A 22,969-nucleotide genomic window follows, 5' to 3' on the forward strand; every position below is an offset into this window, starting at 1 on the left:
TCGATCAGGACGATGCAGTCTGCACAAATGTATCCGGCCTCTTGCAAGTGGGCCGCTGTTGCGGCCAGGCCATGATGAGATCCGCGCGTGCCGTTCCCAGATAAATGGTCCGGGCTCACAACCCGCTTTTTTGCACGGGGCTTACGGCGCGCCGATCGACTGTCTCGTCATCACTTTCACGAGCCTCGCAGTCTGGAACAAACGGGATCAGCTAAAGGCCGGATTCCGCCGTTCGTAGCTTGCGCCGGGCTTAGTCGTCACTACCCATGCGATCCGCGCAATCTTGGCCGCCAAGGCGACGGTGACCTTGTTAGTGTGCATGCGTGCCTGAAGTCCATCAAGCCAGGCGCCAAGGTGATATCGCGAGCGATCAAGATGTGTCATGCAGGAGCGGGCGCCATGGATGATCATCCGGCGCAGATATCGGTTGCCGCGCTTGCTTATCCCCAACAGCTTCGTTTTGCCTCCAGTAGAGTATTCTCTGGGAACAAGACCCAGCCAAGCTGCCATATCGCGGGCCTTTTTGAACTGTCGGGCAGATCCAGCTGCTGCCAAAAGCGCCGTCGCCGCGAGTGGACCAATGCCCGGGATAGTCATTAATCGACGTGCGGTATCGCTTTGAGAGGCAATCGCCTCAATCTCGCGGTTGACTTCAGCAATCCGCAGCTCCAGCTGCCGCAGCTCGTCGAATGTAGATGCAAGAATGCGACGCATAGCGTAAGCGCCCACGTGACCCCGTGTTTCGCTGAGCGGTGAAGACGGCGACACTCTCGTGATGAACTGCGCGGGAGGTTTGATTGCAGTCTGCACCCAAGTCCAGACTTGAAACATTTGCAGTCATCGAGGCGGTTGCGAACCGACTTGAGGAGAGCCCGCCCTTGCTGCGCCGGCGCTGGTCCGCGGAGGCGAAAGCGCGGATTCTGGAGGAGGCGCTGGCGCCGGGGGCGAATGTCTCGGCGGTGGCGCGGACGCATGGCGTGAGCCCGCAGCAGGTGTTCGCCTGGAGGCGCAAGGCGATCCGATCCGGCGAGATCGTTGTCCAGACGCGCGGGTCGGAGGCAGAGGCGCAGAGCTTCGCACCGTTGGAAGTGGCGCGTGAAGATAGCGGTTGCACGAGCGGCCTGGAAATCGTCATCGGCGATGCGACGATCCGCGTGGGCAATGACGTCGCCCCGACCCTTCTGACCGAGGCGATCCGCGCGGTGCGCTCGGCATGATCCCGACGGGAGCCAAGGTCTATGTGGCGACGCGGCCGGTCGACTTCCGCAAAGGTCCGGACGGGCTGATGGCGCTGGTGCGTGACGGCGGCGCTGATCCGTTCTGCGGGGCGCTCTACGTGTTCCGGGCAAAGCGTGCCGACCGGGTGAAGATCGTGTGGTGGGACGGGTCCGGCCTTTGCTTGTTCGCCAAGCGGCTGGACGAGGACAAGTTCCGCTGGCCGCGGGTGGAGAACGGCGTGATCCGGCTTGCCGCGCCGCAATTGATGGCGCTGGTGGAAGGGATGGACTGGACGCGCGTCAAGGCTGAACGGAGACGACGGCCGACCTCGGCCGGATAGACCCGTGACCAAGTGACTCAGGGAGCAGAAAGCGGGCCTCGAATCGGTCAAAATGTGCTTGTGTCGCAGCCATGACGAGCAGTGCTTCTGCCCTTCCCGACGATGCCGGCACGCTGAAGGCGATGCTCATCTCGCTGACATCGCAAAAGGCTGAGCTGGAGGCCGAAACGGCAGATCTTGAAGCCGAGAAGGCGGAACTCAGGGCTGCGGTCGTCCGACTTGCGACAGCCAATGAACGCGCCGAGGCGCGGATCGCCGCCCTTCATGTAATCATCAAGCAGCTGGAGCGGGCCCGGTTCGGCCGCAGCTCCGAGAAGCTTGATGCCGAGCAGCAGGCCTTTGCCTTCGACGAGGTCGAGACCGGGCTCGGCGCGATCGAGGCCGAACTCGAGGCGGTGAAACCGGCAGGCGATCGACATCGTCCGCCGCGGCCACGCAAGGCATTCCCGGCGCATCTGCAGCGGGTCGAGATCGTCGTCGAGCCCGAGACCATCGCCTGCGGCTGCGGCAACTGCCAGCCGGTGAAGATCGGCGAGGACGTCTCCGAACGGCTCGACGTGACGCCGGCCAAGTTCCGCGTGATCGTCACCCGCCGGCCCAAATATGGCTGCGCGCAGTGCAAGGAAGGCGTCAGCCAGGCGCCGGCTGCCGATCACCTCGTCGAGGCCGGCGTGCCGAGCGAAGCGCTGCTCGCGCATGTCGCCGTCTCCAAATATGCCGACGGCCTGCCGCTCTACCGCCAGGAGGGCATTTATGCCCGCGACGGTGTCGAGATCAGCCGCAACACCATGGCGAACTGGATGGGCCATGTCGGCTTCCATCTCGCCCCGCTCGCCGAGCGCATCCTGGAAATGATCAAGCAAGGCGAGCGGGTTTATGCCGACGAGACGACGCTGCCGACATTGTCGCCGGGCGCCGGCAAGACCAAGACCGCTTGGCTGTGGACCTATGCGCGGGACGACCGAACCTTTGGCGGCACGGCGCCGCCCATGGTCGCCTACCGGTTCGAGGACAGCCGCGGCGGGGAGTGCGTGGAGCGCCATCTCGCCGGCTACAGCGGATTGCTCCAGGTCGACGGATGGGGCGCCTACAACCGGCTCGCGGAAGCGACCCGCAGCGGCGGCCCGCTAGCGCTGGCGGCATGCTGGGCGCATCTCAGGCGCAAGTTCTATGAATTGCACGTTGCCGGCGTCTCGCATGTGGCGACCGAGACCATCGAGCGGATGACGCAACTGTGGGCGATCGAGGAAAGCATCCGCGGCAAGGATCCCGAGGCCCGCCGCGCCGCGCGGCAAGAACAGTCAGCCGCCATCGTCGCAGAACTCTGGCCGTTCTGGGAAAAGGAGTTGGGCCGCATCTCCGGCAAATCGAAACTCGCCGAGGCGATCCGCTATGCCAGAAGCCGTCGCGAGGCCCTCGAACGCTTCCTGCACGATGGCCGCCTCGATATCGACAGCAACGCCGTCGAGCGCGCTATCCGGCCCCAGACCATCACCCGCAAGAACGCCCTCTTCGCCGGTTCCGATGGCGGCGGGCGGACATGGGCGACCGTCGCAACGCTTCTGCAGACCGCCAAAATGAACGGCGTCGACCCCTTCGCTTGGCTCACGAAAACGCTTGAGCGCATCGCCAACGGCTGGCCGAACCGCGATCTCGACCAACTCCTGCCCTGGCATCATCACGCAAACTGAACGGCCACGGCTAGGCGCTTACGAGATTACCCTTCAAGTCGGCTTCGAACTGCTCGATCGTCTGCCCGTCCACTCCGGCCGCACCACCATTGGATTTGACCGCTTTATAAGCTTCGTACACCAGCCGCTTATCGATCCTAAACGGCTTGTCTGTCGTATCCGCCGACGTCATCCTGTCTCCAGTTGTTTCGAAAATACGACCACCTGATCCGACCCCTTTGCTCCAGCCCCATTACAGCGCCTTCATCACTACTACGGGTCGGTCCGCCCCAACTTCCTGCATCGGTACTCTCGCCTCACGGTGATGTGCCGCTTGTGCTTCTCCCTTGGCATCAGAAAGCTGGTTCCTGCAGTTCCGCGCAAAAGCCTGTGTCCGACTCACGCCCTCTCAACGCCGACCGCCGTCCGCCCGATAATCAGGCTCCTGACGGACTTGTCTCAGGGGAACGAACCGCCCCTGATTTTGACGGTAACTGACCAGTTTACGACGAGTCTTCGAGGGTTCACGTTTGTTCGTCTTTCGGACACGCACCTGCTCATGGTCATGCCATGAGCTTTTCATCCGACGCTCACCACCACGGCTCTTTACCGCAGCAGCTCGGACTGGTTTGGAACCTGCTCCTGAAAGCCGATCCCGAGGGGCCCACCCTCATCTTTCACGCAGCTTGTCCACACGTTAGTTGTTCATGTTGAACTCCCTTCATGTGTGCCTGCAGCACACGTTCGTCCTCCTGGCATGAGGATAGGCTCGACGAGCAACCCTCGTTTCAACACTGCCAGTGTAGGGCGAACCACCTCACAGCCGGCAACCAGAAAGGACATAAGGTCTTACAATTTTGACGGGGCCGGGCGGATGTGAAAAGGGCACGAGCTGCGACGAATCTGCCGGAGACGCGGCAGCCTCGGAGTGCGCATTTCGCACAAGCCGGACAACGATGGAGTGCACCCCCAGACTGAGACAAGGAAAATCGCGGACAGTTTTACGGTGTCGGTTCTCGGGTGCCTTGTGCCTTGTTGCGTTCATGGATGATTGATTTCGCCGTTTTCGACGCCGGTCAAGTTTCTCGGCATTGCGGTGCACCCGCAGACTTGCCTGGACGATCACCGCTCATAGCGATGAGCGACGGCTATTCCGAGATGGCAGGCCGGGACAGGCGCTCCGGTTCTTCGAACAGCTCTACCGGGTTGAAAGGCAGGCCCGGAACGAAATCCCCGCCGACGGGGAAACGCGAGATCACAGCATCGCCGCTTCCGCCAGCAACATGGTGTCCCCATCCTCAATGCTCTCAAGGTATGGCTCGGCGACATCGTCGCAAGTGTCTTGCCGGACAGCAAGCTCGGCGACGCCGTCTCCTACACCTGAACCAATGGGAATATCTGACGCGTTACACCGAGGACGGCAGCATGCTGATCGACAACAACCTCCTGGAGCGCGACATCAGGATTTTCGCCACTGGCCGGAAATTCAGCGATACCGCCGACAGAGTCAGGGCCAGCGCCATCGTCTACAGCTTGGTGCTGACCTGACGCGCCTCATCCGTCGAGCAGCTCGCATGGTTGCGCCACGTTCTCACCGAACTGCCTCATCGCGCTTTCGATACTGATATCGACGATCTGCTGCCCTTCAACTTCGCCAAAACCGCTGCAGCCTGATCTGCCGGACGCGTCCGTCTGAAAGCGACCGTCGTTGACAAGGGCGGTGTCAGCGTGCGGGGAAATGGGCGCTTACGTTGTTGGCGATGAGCAGCCGTCCTTAGTTCATCCGGTTGTTCGCGCCCCCCGCAAACCCTAACCAGCCGAACCGGCGCTTGGAACACATCACCAGGCTCACATCATGGCGCGGGGCCAATGGCACAAGCCCGCTGCTTCGGACTAACCGTAAAAAGTCGAGCGTAATAAATCCGTAACATAAATTAACAAAGTTATAATATTTGCTAAAAAAGTATCATGATAGAAATGCGCCATAGGTATAGAATAGAGGCGAGAGGATGGCTGCTATTTCCGATCCCGAACTAGTGACTCTCTCTGCTCGTTCACGTGGATTTTTCACGCACGCTGAGTTATTTGCTCCCGGGTTCCCCGATGCGATCTTGGTGCGCGGCAGGTTTGATCACGAAAGCTACACGGATGACCTGTTTAACCTGCTAGCGTTACACTGCCCCGCCAGTCTGTCTGCAGCGGTGTCCATGCGCCGTGCTGAGTTTTTAGCCGGGCGAGCGATGGCATACGCGGCATTGCGGGCGCTGGGTCAGGCCGCTGCTGAGATTCCAATCGGCCCAGGCGGGGCTCCACTCTGGCCCCCGTCTTCCGCTGGTTCAATAACCCATACGCGTGGGCATTGCGCTTGTTTCGCCATCGCCGGTGGGAATTGGCGGGTAGGTGTCGACGTTGAGGCGCTGGCCAGCGGTGATGCTCTGGATGCGATTCTAAACATGACCACCAATGAGGATGAGCGTGCCTTGATCGCTAGACAAGTGGTCCTCGCTCCAGACTGGCTGGCGAGCCTGGTTTTTTCGGCCAAAGAAACACTCTTCAAAGCGCTCTATCCTGTGGCAAGGCGCTTTTTCGGATTCGACTGTGCAGAGTTACGAACGACGCCCAGAAACGGGCAACTACGACTGCATCTAACACAAACTATCTGTCCCGAATTGATCGAGGGTCAGCACTATGACATTCGTTTTAGCATCGCTGCTGGCCATGTGTTGACCTGGTTGGCAGTAACACACCAGCATGTGTCAATGTAGCGGACTCCGGCTGATACATTGTTAAGACTCCAGAAGCTTCGGAACCAGGGCCCTAGGCGGCTGCCGTCCGCCGCCGCGCCCGTCGATCAGGATAGCGCGTCTCCAGCAATACCACGCGGTGGTATGAGATACCTTGTGTCCAGCCTTTTTTTTCACGCCGTGATTTTGATGGCCGCGCGACGCTGTTGAGGGTCGTAGAGCGCCTTGTTGCGCCACGCCCTCCAGAGGACTTGAAGCCATGCTCGGGCGAGAATTGGAACAGCGTGCGGGTGCCTGCAGCCACGGTCACGGGCTTTTCGATAGACGGCCGCGCCCAGGCGGAGGCGTGACGGGAGTTGTCGGCAAAGCAGGTGAACGCCAATCTCAGGTTCTTGTTGCAGGCCCATCGGAACACAACGCCTCGGCTTTTGCCGGAGGCGTGGGTCACGGGACAGACGCCGGCCTCGGCGGCAAGTTGGTCCTGCATCAGGAAGCGCTCGCGCGCGTCGCCGAGCTCAGGGAGGATCTGGGCGGCGCAAATGCGGCCTGCGCGCGGGAACGACATGACGATCTTGCCGTCGGGCAATTGGGCGACGGCGTGCTCGATGTGCGAGGACAGCTTGGCGATCTCGCAGACGAGGCGTTCGGGAATGGCGACCAATGCGCCGGCCAGCTCGCCTTTGGCGCCGGCCTCGGCGTCACCGGCCAGCCCTGTCGGCGCGGCTCGCAGTCGGGCCAGCAGGTCGGCCGGCGAACGGCGCCCACGGTCGGCGTGTTGCGCCATGAAGCTAGCCAGACGTTTCTCGCCCAGGCGGCTGGCGCTGTCGGGAGTGGGATAGCGACCGACGAAGGCGAGCGCGATCGGGCTGTCGATGGCGGCGAAAATGGCGACTGCCCCTGGCCAGAAGCCTTCGAGCAGATTGCGGAGCTGGTTTGCCAATGCGACACGCTGGGCCACCAGGTCGTCGCGGCCGCGGACCAGGGCGCGCAACGCCCGGAAGTCATCGGAGACCGGCACAAGAGGCCGGAAGCGATGTCCGTCGGTGCGCAAGATGTCGGCCAACATAAAGGCATCGCCCGGATCGCTTTTGCCACCGGCGGCGCGGTACCGCGGCCTGCAGGCCTTGACGACGTTCGGATGGACCGGGATCACGGGATACCCGGCCTCTACCAAGGTATCGACGACCAGACCGGGTCGCTCGATGGCAATACGCAGTTCGGCTGGCGCCGCCACGCGCTTGGGCCGGGCTACCATGTCAGCCAGCCCAGCCGCATCGTGGCGGACATCGAGACGCACGAGGACCGGGTCGACGCCGTCAATAACGCACATGGCATGGCTTACGCCGCCCCAGTCCAAACCTGCGTGAAATGGCATATGACCTTCTCGGATTGCTTAAAACTCACCCGAGCTGGGAGATCGTACGGATCGCTCACTGACAGGCGCTCTGCTGGCCAGCACTGGCGCTTCACCCTGTGGTCCGTCGCGGTCTCCCGGCACCTGCCGCGCGGCGGTCTCACACGGGCCGTCAACCGGCAAGCGCGCTTGGCCGTCACTGCAGATGCTCGGGCTGGCGGATGCTACGCCACTTGATCGCTTCGCACCCGCCAGCCCTGCTGTGCCACGCGTTTGCGATGCGGCCGCACTTCGTGCGTGGACCAGCGGACCAGGGTTCGGGTGGGCTGGTGCCCCGCCGTTTTGATGCAGCGTGAAACGTGTTCACAGAGGCTTTCGAAGCACCCATTCCTGATGTCATCCCCAGTATTTGGAGATCATGCCAAATGGCGACAAAAACCTTGAAGTACCAGATACCACCATTGAACGCTTCCCCGAGTTCGGCGATTGAGCATGTCTATGCCGAACTGAAGAACGCTTTGATGTCCGGGGAATTTTCGCCCGGGCAGCCGATGCGTCTCGGAGAACTGGCTGTCGCATTCGGCACAAGCCACATGCCGATCCGCGAGTCGCTCAACCGGCTCAGCGGCATCGACATCCTCGAACGGGCGCCGCGTCAGTCCGCGCGCGTTCCAATAATCACTGCTAAAGGCCTACGCGATCTCCTGGAAGTGCGCCTTCTGAATGAAAGGCAGGCCATCATCTGGGGGGCAAAGAAATCTACCGGGAAGAGCCTGAACTATATCAGAGAAATCAATGTCAAGATGGATCAACTCAATCTGGGGAAGAACGCTGAAGTGAAGAAGTATCTGAAACTGAACCAACTATTCCATTTTGCCGTTTACAACCTCTCTCAAAACAAAGTCTTGATGAACACGATCGAGACGCATTGGCTTCATGCGGGCCCGATCCTCAGCCTGAGGCGTAAGGAACCAAATTTTGTTCCGGGCCACCATAATCATCGCGAAATCATCGACCAGTTGGAGAAGGGCAACGGCTTGGCAGCCGCCGACGCCCTCGAGCGCAACATCATAGAAGCGCATGAGCAGATTTTTGCGATTCTTGACAAGTCCGACCTGAAGGATCGTGCGGGAAATAGGGTCGGTGCCTAGCTTAGGTAGGAACGCGGAAGCGTGCCTCGGGATGGTAACAGCTAGTATCCCTTGCTCGTCGAAGGCCATGCACGCAATTGCGGCTGTCGAATGCGGCGGGCATGGGGGAACCGATATTTCGGCGAAATCCAGCCGCCGCACGTCAGGCTGATCGCAACGTCATCGCCGCACCACACCCTCTGGAAATGCGGTCGTTTGAAGCCTGCATCCGCATACCCATGGGACGGGCGGCCACCTGATAGACAAGTCTTTACCGAGCGGTTGTGGCGTAGCCACAAATACGGATGCGTCTTTCTTATGCCTTCGAGACCGGCAGCGAGCTGCCCGAGGAAGGACTACTGCATCCGGCGAAACTCGCACGCCTCGACCAAGATGTTAAACAAATGTGAAGTTTTGTTGAAAGGATTGACTGTGTAACTTGTCACGCATACACCGAAGCAAAGCTGTTTGGCAGTGTCCTCGCATTCTGAGTGAAAAGATGCAGAGTTTAACAAGGGCCGCAGGTCCGTCAGATCGGACCATTGCAGCTTCCGTGCTTTGGTATGCATCCGAATTTCCTCGTCGTCCTGCTGTCATTTTCGGAACAGAGGCGATCAACTACATGGATTTGTGGCTGCGAGCCTGTGAGATAGCTCGTGTCCTAAAAACTGGACGTGAAGCGGGTTTGGACCGCGTGGCCCTTTATTTTCCCATCGGTATTGACCGGATCGCGGCGATCCTCTGCTGTCAAATCCTAGGTGTTTCCTACGTTCCTGTGGAACCAAATCTTCCAGCGAGTCGCATTCGCGAGATGCTTGCGCAAGCGGATCCGAGCGTGCTCCTCAGTTCATCGGCCATCTGTTCGGCGATCCTCAAGGAGGTCTCGTCGTGCCCGACAGTGATGGTCGAGGAAGTTGGAGTGGGCGCAGCTGATCGTGGATCGTTGAGCCGAGATTTGGCGCTGCCGCCGAAGTCCGGTGGCTACGTTATCTTTACCTCGGGTTCGACTGGCAAGCCGAAGGCAGTCAACATGGGAGGAGCAGCACTTCAAAACCTCGTGGACTGGCAGATCGAACTTTCGACGCTGTCAGACAATGCGGCAACGGCTCAGTTCGCCCCCATTTCGTTCGATGTATCGTTTCAGGAGATATTCTCCACGCTCTGTTCTGGTGGGAGTATCGTCCTCCTAGCGAATGAACAGCGGATCGACCCCGATTTGCTTTCGGACGAGATACTGCGTGCCCGGGTGGAGCGATTGTTTCTGCCATTTATCGCTCTCCAACAATTGGCGTCGAATTGTGTGGAGCGCAATTTGTTTCCCGACAGTCTACGGGAGATCCACACCGCCGGCGAACAACTCGTGGTCTCTTCCGCTTTGCGCGAGTTTTTCATCAAGCTCCCCCAGTGTCGGCTCTTCAATCAATATGGTCCCTCCGAGACACACGTCGTCACCTGTCACGAGCTTGATAGCAATCCAGCGGAATGGCCTAGGTTACCGCCTATCGGTCGGCCTCTACCGAATGTCGTACTGTTCATTTTAGGTGAAGATGGCCGACCGGTGAGGTTAGGAGAGGTGGGAGAGTTGTATATTGGTGGCGTCTGCCTCGCGCAGGGGTATTTCCAGGACAAGGAGCGAACAGACGAACGGTTCATGACTATAGATATTAACGGCACGCCAACGAGATTGTATCGGACCGGCGACTTTGCGACATCAGATGAAAGTGGTTGTTTTTTCTTCTGTGGTCGCCGAGACCACCAAATCAAGATCGATGGCTACAGGGTTGAACTTGGGGAAATTGAGAGCGTTATAGCGGATCACCCAGACGTAGCCGAAGTCGCCGTGGTTTTCGATCGTGATGCAAATGGAACGGGACGACTGATCGCCTGCCTGACGAACAAAGATGGGGCGCCAACCGACTGTCTCGAGACAGTAGTTCGCGCCCATGTCCGTGAGAAGCTCCCTGGCTACATGGCGCCAGACCGTGTCCAGATCATCGGCGCGATGCCTAAAACTGCGAGTGGCAAGGTCGATCGGAAATCAATCGCGGAAAGGCTGTGTGCCGAAAAGGTCAACCCCTCGGCACCGCCTGTCGAGAAGCCAGCCTGTGCCACTACGAGCGGATCGGTGAAGAACAGCGATCTGTGCGGCGCGATCACCTCTTACTGGCGGGAGCTCCTGGACCACCCCTTGCTCTCGGACTCGGATAATGTGTTCGATTTTGGCGCGCGTTCGATCATGGTCCCGGAGCTTCAACGCCGCCTTCGCCGTCAATTCGGGATTAGCATGCCCGCGATCTTGGTCTTCCGGCATCCTTCGCCGAGGGAGCTTGCAGACTTTTTATCGCGAAGATCGGCGAAGGGCGATGCATTGAACACGACGTTGGCTGGTCTCGCAAACCGGCGTGTGTCGACCAAAAGACGCGCTTCTCCGCGCTGATCCTGGGCAGCGATGACCCCTCCAGCAGATCAGATTAGCGCGCTCCGGAAGCCAAAAAGCAGATAAACGGACCAGCGACGAGGCAAAAATGAACGGCCCCATTCACAGAGCTACCCCCATCGCGATTATTGGAATGGCCTGCCGGTTCCCCAATGCTGATACGCCCAAGGCATTCTGGGAAAACATTGTTGCCGGGCGCGAGAGCGTTCGTGAGTTGTCGGATGTTGAACTCGCCGGCGCGGGCGTCGAGCCCGAGGAGTGGGAAGCGGACGATTATATCCGCCGCGGCGCCCCTCTTACGGGCCTCGGCTACTTCGACGCTGACTTCTTCAGCATCACGCCTCGTGAGGCGGCACTCCTCGATCCGCAGCACCGACTATTCCTGGAAAACATTTGGCACGCCATCGAAGATGCTGGCTACGCCGTCCGTTCGACCGAGATGACGACGGGCATCTATGCCGGCTCCGGCCCGAGCAGCTATTTCGCCAGATGCGTAGCCGGCTTGCATGATTTCCGCAAGGAAGGCATGCTCGACTCCATGTCCGGCTTCCAGGCCATGCTGGGAAACGACAAGGATTACCTGGCGACTCGGGCGGCCCATCGCCTCAACCTCATCGGTCCCGCCATCAACGTCCAAACAGCTTGTTCAACCTCACTCGTAAGTCTCCATCTAGCCTGCAGCGGTCTTCAGAACGGCGAATGCGACCTGGCGCTGGCGGGCGGTGTCACGGCAATCGTTCCCGACGGTGCTGGCTATCGCTATCAAGAGGGCATGATCTTGTCCCGCGACGGGCACTGCCGTCCGTTCGATGCCGATGCCAGCGGCACGGTGTTTTCGAGTGGCGTCGGCGTGCTTGCGCTTCGACGACTCGATGACGCGCTTGCCGATGGTGATACCATTCACGCTGTTATTCGCGGTTCGGCGATCAACAATGATGGAAACGACAAGATCAGCTTCTCGGCGCCGAGCATCGAGGGCCAATCGAGCGTCGTCGCAAGAGCACTGATGAACAGTTCAATCGCGCCGGAAACGATTTCCTACATGGAGACGCACGGAACGGGCACGAAACTGGGTGATCCGATCGAGATCGAAGCCCTCCGCGAAGTCTTCGCCGGCTTTCCGGCGGACGTCGCACCGATCACCCTTGGTTCGGTGAAGGCCAATATCGGCCATACGATCGCCGCTTCCGGCGTCGCGGGTGTTATCAAGACCGTCATGGCACTGAAGTCGCGAACCTTGCCGCCAGCGGTCAATTTCAAGACGCCCAATCCGGAAATCGACTTCGATCGCCTTCCCTTCGCCGTGCCGGCGAGCGCTGTGCCCTGGAAGTCCGAGGGTCCGCGACGCGCGGGCATCAGTTCGTTCGGCGTGGGCGGAACGAATGCCCATGTCATTTTGGAGGAAGCACCGGGCCAGACGAACGGTTCATCTCAGCCGGACGATGCGCCGCACCCCCCCGACGTACCTCGTACGCTGAACATTTCGGCACGCACGCCACAGGCCCTGGCCACCGTGGCCAAGAGTTTTGCCTTGCGACTCGATATGGCACAGCCCGACGAGCGCGACACCATCTGCTTCACCGCGAACACCGCCCGCCGCGCTTTTGAGTATCGGCGTTTCGCGACCGGTCGGACAACTAGGGAGTTGGCCGAGAGTCTTCGCGCAAGCGATCATGCCCGCGTCGATGTCTCCAAACACGTGGTTCCCGCCGCCCTGTTCACCGGACAGGGCGGCCAGGGCGAAGCTATGGGGCGCGGGCTCTACGAGAGCGATCCGATCTTCCGCAAAGTCTTCGACGCCTGTGACGCGGTGGTCGCACCGCTTCGCAAACACGGATTGGGCGACATCCTTTACGGCGACGGGACGCTCGCCCATTTCGTTCACGACACCGAATATACCCAGCCCGCCCTGTTCGCGATCGAACTCGCACTCGCCCGAGTTCTCGAGGCTAGGGGCTTCGTCCCAGAGATCGTCTTGGGCCACAGCATTGGAGAATACGTGGCGGCCCATCTTGCCGGCGTGTTCTCACTCGAGGACGGGCTGAAGCTGATCACCAAGCGCGGCGAACTGATGGGTCGGCTTCCTCGCAATGGCGGCATGGTCGTCCTGACGGCTGATCCGGACACAGCCACTCAGATGATCCGGGACAGCGAAGTCGAGCTCGCCATCGCGGCCGAGAACGGACCAACCAGTACGGTGGTCGCGGGCGAGACTGACGCACTTGAAACGCTGATCAAGGTCGCCAAGGAAAAAGGCGTCCGCACGACGCAGTTGAAGGTCTCGCACGCCTTTCATTCGCATCTCATGGATCCAATCCTCGAACAGTTTGAGGCGTTCGCGAGCACCCTCGATTTTTCCAAGCCCGACGGCCGACTGATAAGCGCGAAGACTGGCAAGGTCGCCGGCGAGGAAGTCGCCGATGCGCGCTATTGGACCGACCACGTTCGCCAGCCCGTCCTGTTCCATCAGGGCATGATGACTGCGCAGGAAATTGGGGCGAATCTCTTCCTCGAAATCGGACCGCACCCGGTCCTCACGCCGATGGCGCAGGCGGCCCTAGATGGCATTGCCTCGCAGTCGCAATTCGTCTCGAGCCTCAATCGCACCCGCAACGACGAAGAGGTTCTCGCCGAGACGGCGGGCCGCCTTTTCCTCGCCGGCCTTACGATCAATACGCTCATCGATCTGCCGGATAATGAACGCCGGCTCGTCGATCTTCCGCTCTATCCCTTCGAACGTCAGCATCACTGGATCGAAACGAGAGCGAGCGACCGGCTGGCATGGCACTGCCGCCGCGAATGGCACGCGGAAAAGCAGTCAGCGCCGCAACCGCCGAAAGACAAGGCCCTCTGGATTATCCTGGGCAATGCCCTTGGTCTCGCCGGACGCTTAGCTCAGGCGATCGAGACGAAGCGGGAAGGGCCGGAACAGACAGCGGTCGTTCTTTCGAATGTCGACACAGGTCTCACAGGCGGTGTGCTCGACGCGCATGTCGCGGGGATCATCATCACCCCTGAGAGCGCGGAAGGCGCGTCAAGTGGACAGATCGGCGAGGCGGCGCACAGCCACGCCGCCACCCTCATGCAGTTCGTCCAGACGGTTCAGGCAGCCACTAAGAATGGCAATCTGGCGAAGGCGAAGATTTGGGTCGTCGGCCAGTCCGGCCGTGCCGTGCCGCAAACAGACACACCAATTCCGGACGCCGCTCGTCCAGCCTCACTGGTCAGCGCCTCACTGCATGGCATGGCGATGGTGCTCGCGAGCGAACATCCCGATCTGTGGGGGGTGACATCGATCTCGGCGCGGAGCCGAGCGACGCAGAAATCGCGGTCGCGATCGGCATTCTCGTCGGTGGCTCTGGGTCGGAGACCGCCTACGCCGTGCGCGGCGAGGAACGCTACGTCCTGCGCCTCAGCGAAAGCGGCGATGTCGGTACGGATTGCCCGGTCGATCCGCAGAAGATCTATCTCGTCACCGGCGGGCTTGGCGCTCTCGGATCGCTAATGGTCGAATGGCTGATCAATCGCGGTGCGCGCCGCCTCGTGCTTCTCAACAGGGACGTCGCGGACGGGGCCAAACAGGAACGGCTTGAAGCCCTGCGCCGTTTAGGCGCTGAGATCGCGGCGCATGCGGTTGACATCGCCGACCAAGTCGGAGTCGAGCGAATCCTGGGCGATCTCTCGGAGGCGGGCCATCAACTCGGCGGGATCATCCACACCGCCGGCGTCGTTCAGGACGCCACGCTCGGATCGATCAAGGAGGCGAGCGAACTCGAACATGCACTCCGGGCTAAGCTCCAGGGTACACTCATTCTCGACAATGCGAGCCGTCGCTTCTCACCCGACTTCTTCGTCTGCTTCTCCTCGGTTAGCGCGCTTCTCGGTATGAAGGGCCAGGCGGCTTACGTGGCGGCCAATGCCGCCATGAACCGCATCGTCGAGGGCCGCAACGCCGAGGGGCTGCCAGGTGTCAGCATCGAATGGGGCCCGTGGGCGGAAACCGGTATGGCATCCGGACTCGACGAGCGTCTGCGCAAGCGCCTAACCGATTTCGGCCTGCTCGCGATCCGCAACCGGGAGGCGCTCGAGCGGCTGGAGAGCCTGTGCGCCTCAACTGGGACGCTCACCGCAGCGCCGATCCTGTGGCGACGTTTCTGCAAGAAGCAGTACGGGCAGACGCCGGCTTGGCTCACGCCTCTGTCGAATGTGCAGAAGAATCCCCAGGCGGCCAATGACGACGAGGCGACAGATCCACTTGCGCGGCTCTTCGGCCCGGTCGCACCGAGCGAACGCAGTCAGGCGATCGAAAGCTTCCTACGCGGAGAGGTCGCCCGTGTGCTCGGCATCGCCGATCCGGACTGCCTGCCGATGGACGAAGCGCTCAACCAGATGGGATTCGACTCCTTGGCTACAATTGAGTTCCGCAACGAACTTGCCAAGACCGGCATCAAGGTCTCGCTCCAGAAGCTCGTGATGGGTGCCTCAATCGCGGAGATCGCGGCCGATACTGAGACGCAGGTGACCGCCGCTGTCGGGGGCGATGCGGATGGCGAGGCGGTACCAACCGCGCCGTTCTTGGCCGACAGTGCCCAGGGCTACGACAAGAGCGCGGTGATCATTCCGCGTCCGAAGCCCGACGCGCCGATCCGCCTGATCGGCTTTCCCTATGCCGGCGGCGGCCCGCTCGTATTCCAGCGCTGGATCGACAGGATGCCGGATCACATAGAGTTCGGCATCCTGCAGATGCCAGGCCGCAGCGCGCGCCTGGAAGAGGGCTTCTGGATGCGGATGGAGGACATGGTCGACGGCATCGTGCCGGAGATGCTGCCCTTCCTTAAGGAAAAACCCTTCGCCTTCCTCGGGTTTTGCTATGGCGGCGTCCAGGCCTTCGAGATTGCCCAGCGGGTGCGCCGCGATCACGGGCTGGAGCCGGAACACTTCTTCGTGGCCGGTGGTCGCTCGCCACAGATTTACAATAACGACCAGTTCGCCATCGACGTCCAGCAGTTCAATCACGAGACCGGCAAATCCGAACACGAACTCGACGAGAGCGCGTTCGTCGAGATGCTGAAGGAGGTAAATTTCGCCAACAACAAGGCGCTGTTCGAAGATCCCGAAATGCGCGCGATGATGCTTCCGATTATCCAAGCGGACTACGAGATCAACAACGCCTATCGCTACGGTTCCCATCCTCCGCTCGACGCCCCAATCACAGCGATAGGAGGCCGCATCGACCCCTATGTTACGGGCGACCACATTATCGGCTGGAAAGAGCATACCACGAAGCAGTTCAAGGCGCATTTTTGCGCCGGCGATCACTTTTTCATGGAACACCAGATCGAACTCCTTACGCGCATCGTTATCGAAAACCTTCAGCCCGTCGTCCAGCGGTTGGCCGCCGAGGGCGAGCGCCAGCTGGCGGGATGACCTGACCACCGGCTTCGAGCTAAGACAGATGCTTCCCCCATGCTCGCCGCTCGGCCGAAAAGTGGAACGCCGTCCTCGATGACTTCGTCTCAGATCCGGACATCATGGGGTCGGAACAAGAACTGTTCCCAGCGACACGCGGCCTTTATCAACCAAAGACAGCGACGGCTGATTTGAGGGCAAGTGCATCTTGCCAAACGGTTGCCGCCGCAAGAACATTGGGCACTTGGATTTGAACGCCTCTTGAGGTTGGTGCCGCTTCAATCAGCCCGTTTGCCGCCACTACAAAAGCGTTTTTCCGATGCGCAGAGAATAGATGTACCTACCAAGCGTTGATTGCTATGGATGAGTTTGTATCGTAAATATATTTTTAGAGGGGAAAGTATGGGACAGGAACAGTCGCGGCGTCTGCGCGTACGATGGGGCAGCGGTGGCTCACGCTCTCAGACGTTTCCCCTGGACGCATTGGTTCCGTCCAGGACTTCCTGGAACGAAAATCTCTCGACAAGCAGTCATCCCGAATTGGCAATGCCGCCAGGCCTCGCGACTTCGGCGATCGGCCGCGCAGTTATTGCCTATGATTTGCCGAAGGTGCCCGGTGCGCAGAACGCCTTGCAGGAAGCTGGCGCGTTGCTCGACATGGCGGCCGAGATCGAGCACTCGCTGATGGTACAGTACTTGTACGCCGGTTTTGCCGCGGTTCAATCTGCCGCTGGCCAACAGCCCAACAAGCTGCTGCGGGACATAGCGGTCGAGGAAATGGGCCACCTTCTGACGGTGACCAACATACGGCTGCTGCTTGGTCTGGAGCCCTATCTTCGGCGCCAGGACGAGAGTCCGCAAGAAGGTTTCGACCCCTATCCCTTCGCGCTGGAGCCGCTTTCCGCCGCCTCCCTGGCAAAATACGTAGCGGCGGAGTCGCCGAGCGAGAATGTCGAGCTCGAACAAGGCGACAGGAAAGCCTTCGACGATGTGCTGACGAAGCTGAAACAGAAGTCCGGCGCGCTCATCCACCGGGTCGGCCTGGTCTACATGCGGCTGTTCTACCTGTTCCAGGAGAATGACAGCCCCGACCAGGCGTGGCAGGAAGCGGCGATTGCCGCGGCCTGGGGCGAGAAGTGGCATATCGCCGATGCCGATCTGGTCGGTGGAGACTCGCGCCAATCTGATCACGCCGAATGGGAGGAAGAGGAGTAAGCGATGCGCCAAGGCACCTTGCAAGAGGCCGATGAACATGGAGTTTTCGAGCCATGACATTGGAACATGCAAGGGGCGATATGGTCGCCGAGTTAAGCGGCGCCGCGGCGACCGAAGAGCTTACAACGGTGCGCGGGCGCGTGCGGCAACGAAGGCTGTGGAGTTGCACTGAGAAGCGCGCGTTGGTCGATCTGGCGAGCGCGGCGGGGTCGTCGGTGACCGAGGTCGCGGAGGCGTTCGGCGTAGCTCCGTCACAGCTCTATGCCTGGCGCAAGCAGATGGCCGGCGGCGAGCTCGAGGCCGATCAGGCGATGGCAACTTTCGCGCGGATCGAAGTGAACGATCTGCCCGAGGTCGAGCGTCCCGTCGCCGATTGCCCGGACCCGGCCGGCAGGATCGTCGTGGCCTTTCCGAACGGCGCGCGATTGCGGATCGAGGGGACCGTCGATCCGACGGCGCTACGTATCGTCCTGGCGGAGTTGACCAGTTGATCACAGTGGTGCCGACCGACCGGATTTACTTGTGCTGCGGTGAGACCGATATGCGCCGCGGGATCAACAGCCTGGCGCGGATGGTGCAGCAGGTGCTCGCGCTCGACCCGCATACCGGCGCGATCTTCTGCTTCCGTGGACGCAAGGGTCATATCATCAAGGTTTTGGCGCATGACGACCAGGGGTTCTGCCTTTTACAAAACGGCTTTCCGATGGTTGTTTCGCCTGGCCGACCACCAAGGATCAGGTGACCGTGTCGCTCACTAAGGCACAGCTTTCGCTACTTTTGGACGGGATCGATTGGCGCCGGCCGAACAAGATTTATCGACCACGTCTGGCCGGCTAAATTCGGCCGTTCTCATTGATTTTGTGTCGATTTTGCTTCCGTAGACGAGGTCTTTCGGGTATGTAATTTGGGTGTCGGAACAAGCTCCCTCCATCGCTGATTTCCTCGCCCGGATCGCCACTCTGGAGGCGGCGGTTTGTGCCCGTGACATCGCCATTGCCGAACGGGATGAGCAGCTGCGAAGAGAGCGCGCCGAGGCCGCGCTTCGCATCCAGCGCCTGCAGCTGCGGATCGATCGCTTCAACCGCAAGGCCTTCGGCCGCTCCTCCGAGAAGCTCGGCCAGATGCAGCTCGAACTCGAAGATCTCGAGACCGATTTCGCCGCCAGCGTGCCCGATCTCGAACTGCCTATCGTCGCGGACAGCGACAAGGTGCGGGTGTTGCCGGTGCGTAAGCTCAACCCGAACCTGCCGCGCAAGCGGGTCGTTCGCGAGCCCTCTTGCGCATGTTGCCCGGGCTGCGGCGGCGATCTTCGCGCCATGGGCGAAGATGGCGACGAGATGCTCGATCTGGTGGCTCAGGCCTGGCAGGTGATCGAGACCATTAGACCCAAGTACAGCTGCCGGACCTGCGATAAAATCATCCAGGCGCCCGCACCAGCCAAGGCCATTGCACGCGGTAAGCTCAGCTATGCTGCGCTCGCCCATATCATGATGGCCAAGTGGGGTTATCATCTGCCCTTCTACCGTCAGGTACAGATGATGGCCGCCAAGGGCGTCGATATCGAGCGTTCCACGCTTGCGCGCAGCGCCGGCTACGCCGCCGCTTTGCTCGATCCCATCTACAACCGCATCCGTGAGATCGGCCGTACCCGCAGCAAGATTCACACCGACGACACGCGGCTTCCGATCCTGGCGCCCGGCACCGGCAAGACACACAAGGGCGCGCTCTGGGTTTATGTCGCCGACGACCGCAACTCGGGTTCGAAGGAGCCGCCGATCGCCTGGTATCGCGCCACCATGGGCCGCGCCGGCGAGAGCGTGATGAGCGAACTCGCCGGATTTGCCGGCACGCTCCAAGCCGACGGATTCAGCGGCTATAACCAGCTCTACAAGGGCGGCGCCATTCGAGAAGCAGCCTGCCTGGCCCATCTGCGTCGCAAGATATTCGACGTTCACGACAGCCAGCCGACCGAGCTCAGCACGACGGCGATGGCCGGTATCCAGGCGGTCTACCGGATCGAGGAAGAGATACGGGGACTCCCGCCCGCCGAGAGATTGGCCGCACGACGAAGTCGGACCCGACCACTGGTCCGGGCGCTGCGACGACAGCTCACGCGCCAGGGCAACGGTTTGTCGCGCCATGCGGATATTGCGAAGGCCTTCGCCTATGGCACCAGACGATGGCGCGCGTTCAATCGCTTCCTCTACGATGGCCAGCTCGAGCCCGACAACCTGATCGCGGAGCGGGCCATTCGTGGATTTACAGTCGGCCGACGCAACTGGCTTTTCTCGGGCAACTTCGCCGCGGCGGAGCGGTCAGCGGTCATGCTCAGCATCATCGAGACCTGCAAGCTCTGCGGCGTCGATGCCGAAGTCTACATGGCCGATGTCACCGAGCGCATCCAGAACGACTGGCCAGCCTCGCGATGGGATGAGCTGATGCCGTGGAATTGGGTGCGCCGCCAAGCGATGCCGCTCTCCTTGGCGGCATGAGCGCAATCGATGACATGGCGCTGTCGGACGAGGCGCTCGAGGCCTGGATGGCCATCAAACCCGCCCCCCGCCCGCTGGTGCGGACGATGTCGGCGCTGGATGGCTTCGTAACGGCGGCGGTCACCGGGCCGCGGTTCCCGGACCCGCAATACTGGATGTGCCCGCTCATGGGGTTGCCGCGCGACGTCTTGGCCAAAGGATCTGCAACCGATCACGCCGTGTTTGCCAGCGTCGCCAGGATCCACAACCGGATCAACGAGACGCTCTTCGACAGACCGCAGGATTATGCGCCCCGTTTCGCCACCAAGCCCAGCGGCGGCATCGACCCGCGGCCGTGGTGCCAGGGGTTCTACGCGGCCATCAATCTCAACATCAAAAAATGGAAACGGCTACTCGACCTCGACAACCCCAACCACGGCCTGCTGCTGCCGATCCTGATCTACTGCGTCGACAAAAGGGGCGGCCCGTCCTCGGCAAGCCCAGGCCAGGGCCAGAGACCGCGCGCTTCATCGAGCATGAGGCCTACAAAGACATCGCCCTCGTCATCCCCGCCCTGCGCGAACTCCACTACGTCACCCGTTATGACGATCCGCAGTGATCGGCGGCGACGCGGACCAACGGCTTCCTACTATCTACTATAGAGCACTATTTCGGGAAAGGTGCCTTGGCGCATCGCTTACGAAGAGGAGAACTGGCACTGTAAAGTTATCAGCGGATTGATGCAGCGATAGCTGGCCGGGACGGCTGTCACGCTGCGGCGAGACACGCGATTTTGTTCCAGATTTGCATGGCGGCGTTACGCAGGTCTCGATGTTGAGCCGATGACAGCGTATTGCGGGGAAAGTGGAACAGGTTGGCAATCGGATCATGGATGGAAACGAACCGCTGAAGCTGGCGTGCCGACTTGAAGCGTTTCATGGTCCTTTCGCGTCGTCGGGTCGGCTGGTGCGAATTTTCCGCTCGATTATTGAGGCCTTTGTGCGACCGGTGTTCGACACCGGGCATGAGGTCGCGCCTGGCGGCATCATAGGACCGGAGCTTGTCGGTGATCATGACCCGTGGTGTCCGCCCTTGAGCCTTCAGCAACTTGCGCATCAGACGCTTTGCCGCCTTGGCATTTCGGCGGCTTTGCACCAGCACTTCGAGGACGAAGCCGTCCTGATCGACGGCACGCCAGAGCCACTGCTTCTTGCCATTGATGGCCACCACACATTCGTCGAGATGCCATTTGTCGCCCAGGCAGCCGGCTGACCGTCGCTTGATCTCCCGGGCGAAATGCCGCCCGAATTTCTCCGCCCAGCTTCGAATGGTCTGATGCGTGACGATGATGCCGCGGGCCGCCAACATGTCCTCAACCATGCGCAGGCTGAGCGGAAAGCGAAAGTAGAGCCATACCGCGTGCGCAATGATCTCGGCGGGAAAGCGGTGGCGACGATAAAGCGGATCACGAGCAACTTCTGACATGGCCCATGTTCGCACATCTTCATCAGCCGTCGGTTAACTTTACGGTGCCGACCTGGCTCTTCAACCACGATCTGCGGGCAGAACCGAAATGATCGCCCTTCACGTCAGCAGCGTCGACCCGATTCCCTAGCTCAGCGAGGGCATTCCTTTAAGAACGCCGATCTGCCCGCGAATTACAAACAGAGCAATCAGCCCCGCCACCAACTCAGCAACTGCCTGGCTGGCCAACAGTCCGTTAAAGCCCCAAATGACTGGAAACAGTAGTATGGCGGGTATGAAAAGGTAGCCTTGCCTGGCAAGGGAAACGACGGCACTGAGGCGTACTCTCCCCAATGACTGAAGCAGGGTGATCGCAACGTACTGAACACCAAAGAGGCCGAAGAAAAGATGGAAAACAATACAGGCAGAGACGGCGAGATCGATTACATCCTCGTTATCGCTGAAAAGCGAAACCATTGGCCGAGCAAAAATCAGGACCACGGCGGAAAAGCTGACTGAAAATGCGACGGTTATGAAAAGCATGAACTTCGCGGCCTTCTCTACCCGGGCGAAATCCTGTGCTCCCCAACCGAAACCGAGAACCGCCTGAGAGCCTATGCAGAAGCCGATAATTGGGAGTGCCCCGATCGTTGACAATCGCACGGCTATACCCACAGCGGCAACGGAAGCGTCGCCGAATGGTGCAGCAGCACGGTAGAAGAGCATGAATGCAACGGCAGACAAAATACTGGTGATAGTTGCCGGCGCTCCAATGGCGGCGATCTGTTTGATGCGGCCCACCCTGAAGGTAATGTAAGAAGTTCCGATACGAACAATCCCACACTTCTTTAGGAAATATGCGATGTAGACGCTGATAGCGGCGATCTGAGACAACAGCGTCGCAAGCGCCGCTCCTCGAACGCCCAAATCTAGCAAGAAAATGAAGATAGGATCGAGCACGGTATTCAGCGCGAAAGCCGTAATCATGGTCCACATGCTGAATCGTGTATTGCCCTCGGCCCTTACGATGAACCCATTGACAATGTTCAGCAGCATGAGAGTGTAGCCGAACAAGAGCGTCGATGCGTACTCAAGCGCGGCCGGCATGATTGTCGGACTGGCGCCAAGCATAGCGAGAATCTTGCGCAAAGACAGAAACAGACCGACAGTAAGACCCACTCCGATCGGAACCGCGAGAGCGAGCGCCAAGCTCGCGCCGCGACTCGCCTCAAGCGAGTTGTCAGCGCCAAGATTGCTAGACACGAATGATGCTGTGCCTACGCCGAGCCCCTGTCCGACTGCCAAGAGGAGGACAACGATCGGGAAAGTCATGCTGACGGCGGCGATAGCCTGTGCCCCGAGCGTGCCAACAAAGATCGCATTCACGAACTGCTGAAGCGCATTGATCGACAAGCCAATAATCGAAGGAATGGCGAGTCGCATGATGAGGCGGGAAAGTTTTTCGTCCGACAGATTAATGTGTTGTTCCGGTGCTGCCATGCTTCCGATTGCCCCCT

15 protein-coding genes and 4 pseudogenes are annotated in these 22,969 nt (G+C 60.4%); 14 read left to right on the forward strand and 5 right to left on the reverse strand.

Features of this window, described 5'->3' with window-relative positions; genetic code table 11:
* Window positions 1-207: 207 nt before the first annotated feature.
* Window positions 208-717, reverse strand: a pseudogene (locus HB778_RS35000) (IS110 family transposase); the annotation flags it as partial.
* A 161-nt stretch (window positions 718-878) separates the two neighbouring features.
* Between HB778_RS35000 and tnpA (HB778_RS35005) the strand changes: the two are divergent.
* From tnpA (HB778_RS35005) to tnpC (HB778_RS35015), 3 genes are all read left to right on the forward strand, one after another.
* Window positions 879-1,217 carry an IS66-like element accessory protein TnpA gene (gene tnpA, locus HB778_RS35005; RefSeq protein WP_183465370.1) on the forward strand — a complete coding sequence of 113 codons (339 nt, stop codon included), beginning with the start codon at window positions 879-881 and terminating at the stop codon, window positions 1,215-1,217.
* The gene (gene tnpB / locus HB778_RS35010) at window positions 1,214-1,558 is read left to right on the forward strand and encodes an IS66 family insertion sequence element accessory protein TnpB (RefSeq protein WP_183465369.1); all 345 of its coding nucleotides are present in this window, start codon (window positions 1,214-1,216) and stop codon (window positions 1,556-1,558) included. The genes tnpA (HB778_RS35005) and tnpB (HB778_RS35010) overlap by 4 nt, the downstream gene beginning before the upstream one ends.
* Before the next feature lie 71 nt (window positions 1,559-1,629).
* The gene (gene tnpC, locus HB778_RS35015; RefSeq protein WP_183465368.1) at window positions 1,630-3,249 is read left to right on the forward strand and encodes an IS66 family transposase; all 1,620 of its coding nucleotides are present in this window, start codon (window positions 1,630-1,632) and stop codon (window positions 3,247-3,249) included.
* A 22-nt stretch (window positions 3,250-3,271) separates the two neighbouring features.
* Here tnpC (HB778_RS35015) and HB778_RS35020 read toward each other — a convergent pair.
* Window positions 3,272-3,421, reverse strand: a pseudogene (locus HB778_RS35020) (group II intron reverse transcriptase/maturase); the annotation flags it as partial.
* A gap of 967 nt (window positions 3,422-4,388) precedes the next feature.
* Between HB778_RS35020 and HB778_RS35025 the strand changes: the two are divergent.
* Together HB778_RS35025 and HB778_RS35030 are read left to right on the forward strand one after the other, a co-directional pair.
* Window positions 4,389-4,902, forward strand: a pseudogene (locus HB778_RS35025) (IS66 family transposase); the annotation flags it as partial.
* Between the two features lie 335 nt (window positions 4,903-5,237).
* On the forward strand, window positions 5,238-5,993 hold the full coding sequence (locus HB778_RS35030) for a 4'-phosphopantetheinyl transferase family protein (RefSeq protein WP_183465448.1): 756 nt from the start codon (window positions 5,238-5,240) through the stop codon (window positions 5,991-5,993).
* 52 nt (window positions 5,994-6,045) lie between these two features.
* Here the strand turns inward: HB778_RS35030 and HB778_RS35035 are convergent, their stop codons facing one another.
* On the reverse strand, window positions 6,046-7,329 hold the full coding sequence (locus HB778_RS35035) for an IS110 family transposase (RefSeq protein WP_244662059.1): 1,284 nt from the start codon (window positions 7,327-7,329) through the stop codon (window positions 6,046-6,048).
* Between the two features lie 422 nt (window positions 7,330-7,751).
* Between HB778_RS35035 and HB778_RS35040 the strand changes: the two genes are divergently transcribed.
* The 9 genes and pseudogenes from HB778_RS35040 to HB778_RS35075 all read left to right on the forward strand — a co-directional run bounded on the left by HB778_RS35040 (window position 7,752) and on the right by HB778_RS35075 (window position 20,650).
* Window positions 7,752-8,477 (forward strand): GntR family transcriptional regulator, encoded by a 726-nt coding sequence (locus tag HB778_RS35040; protein ID WP_244662060.1) that lies wholly within the window; start codon window positions 7,752-7,754, stop codon window positions 8,475-8,477.
* A gap of 478 nt (window positions 8,478-8,955) precedes the next feature.
* Window positions 8,956-10,893: an amino acid adenylation domain-containing protein gene (locus HB778_RS35045; protein ID WP_244662061.1), complete on the forward strand. Its 1,938-nt coding sequence runs from the start codon at window positions 8,956-8,958 to the stop codon at window positions 10,891-10,893.
* A gap of 88 nt (window positions 10,894-10,981) precedes the next feature.
* Entirely contained in the window at window positions 10,982-14,398 is a 3,417-nt protein-coding gene (locus HB778_RS35050) for a type I polyketide synthase (protein ID WP_183465450.1), read from the forward strand.
* Window positions 14,398-16,320, forward strand: coding sequence for a KR domain-containing protein (locus HB778_RS42070; RefSeq protein ID WP_244662077.1), 1,923 nt, complete (start codon window positions 14,398-14,400; stop codon window positions 16,318-16,320). Before HB778_RS35050 ends, HB778_RS42070 begins: the two co-directional genes overlap by 1 nt.
* A gap of 528 nt (window positions 16,321-16,848) precedes the next feature.
* Window positions 16,849-17,517 (forward strand): ferritin-like domain-containing protein, encoded by a 669-nt coding sequence (locus HB778_RS35055; RefSeq protein ID WP_210308091.1) that lies wholly within the window; start codon window positions 16,849-16,851, stop codon window positions 17,515-17,517.
* A 53-nt stretch (window positions 17,518-17,570) separates the two neighbouring features.
* Entirely contained in the window at window positions 17,571-18,008 is a 438-nt protein-coding gene (tnpA, locus tag HB778_RS35060) for an IS66-like element accessory protein TnpA (RefSeq protein ID WP_183454925.1), read from the forward strand.
* Window positions 18,005-18,354, forward strand: a pseudogene (tnpB, locus tag HB778_RS35065) (IS66 family insertion sequence element accessory protein TnpB). Before tnpA (HB778_RS35060) ends, tnpB (HB778_RS35065) begins: the two are co-directional and overlap by 4 nt.
* A gap of 71 nt (window positions 18,355-18,425) precedes the next feature.
* Entirely contained in the window at window positions 18,426-20,009 is a 1,584-nt protein-coding gene (gene tnpC, locus HB778_RS35070) for an IS66 family transposase (RefSeq protein WP_183465452.1), read from the forward strand.
* Window positions 20,006-20,650 (forward strand): UPF0149 family protein, encoded by a 645-nt coding sequence (locus tag HB778_RS35075; RefSeq protein ID WP_244662062.1) that lies wholly within the window; start codon window positions 20,006-20,008, stop codon window positions 20,648-20,650. The genes tnpC (HB778_RS35070) and HB778_RS35075 overlap by 4 nt, the downstream gene beginning before the upstream one ends.
* A 106-nt stretch (window positions 20,651-20,756) precedes the next feature.
* On the opposite strand, the gene HB778_RS35080 is transcribed toward HB778_RS35075, so the two are convergent.
* Window positions 20,757-21,473, reverse strand: a complete 717-nt coding sequence (locus tag HB778_RS35080; protein ID WP_183465491.1) for an IS6 family transposase — start codon at window positions 21,471-21,473, stop codon at window positions 20,757-20,759.
* 126 nt (window positions 21,474-21,599) lie between these two features.
* Entirely contained in the window at window positions 21,600-22,952 is a 1,353-nt protein-coding gene (locus HB778_RS35085; RefSeq protein ID WP_183465453.1) for an MATE family efflux transporter, read from the reverse strand.
* Between the last annotated feature and the right edge of the window lie 17 nt (window positions 22,953-22,969).

This window comes from Mesorhizobium huakuii, assembly GCF_014189455.1.
GTDB classification, from domain to species: domain Bacteria; phylum Pseudomonadota; class Alphaproteobacteria; order Rhizobiales; family Rhizobiaceae; genus Mesorhizobium; species Mesorhizobium huakuii_A.

Coding starts and splice junctions, on each gene's coding strand:
- tnpB (WP_183465369.1), top strand. CDS start 1,214: ATGATCCCGACGGGAGCCAAGGTCTATGTGGCGACGCGGCCGGTCGAC.
- tnpC (WP_183465368.1), top strand. CDS start 1,630: ATGACGAGCAGTGCTTCTGCCCTTCCCGACGATGCCGGCACGCTGAAG.
- HB778_RS35030 (WP_183465448.1), top strand. CDS start 5,238: ATGGCTGCTATTTCCGATCCCGAACTAGTGACTCTCTCTGCTCGTTCA.
- HB778_RS35040 (WP_244662060.1), top strand. CDS start 7,752: ATGGCGACAAAAACCTTGAAGTACCAGATACCACCATTGAACGCTTCC.
- HB778_RS35045 (WP_244662061.1), top strand. CDS start 8,956: ATGCAGAGTTTAACAAGGGCCGCAGGTCCGTCAGATCGGACCATTGCA.
- HB778_RS35050 (WP_183465450.1), top strand. CDS start 10,982: ATGAACGGCCCCATTCACAGAGCTACCCCCATCGCGATTATTGGAATG.
- HB778_RS42070 (WP_244662077.1), top strand. CDS start 14,398: ATGGTCGAATGGCTGATCAATCGCGGTGCGCGCCGCCTCGTGCTTCTC.
- HB778_RS35055 (WP_210308091.1), top strand. CDS start 16,849: ATGCCGCCAGGCCTCGCGACTTCGGCGATCGGCCGCGCAGTTATTGCC.
- tnpA (WP_183454925.1), top strand. CDS start 17,571: ATGACATTGGAACATGCAAGGGGCGATATGGTCGCCGAGTTAAGCGGC.
- HB778_RS35075 (WP_244662062.1), top strand. CDS start 20,006: ATGAGCGCAATCGATGACATGGCGCTGTCGGACGAGGCGCTCGAGGCC.
- HB778_RS35080 (WP_183465491.1), bottom strand. CDS start 21,473: ATGTCAGAAGTTGCTCGTGATCCGCTTTATCGTCGCCACCGCTTTCCC.
- HB778_RS35085 (WP_183465453.1), bottom strand. CDS start 22,952: ATGGCAGCACCGGAACAACACATTAATCTGTCGGACGAAAAACTTTCC.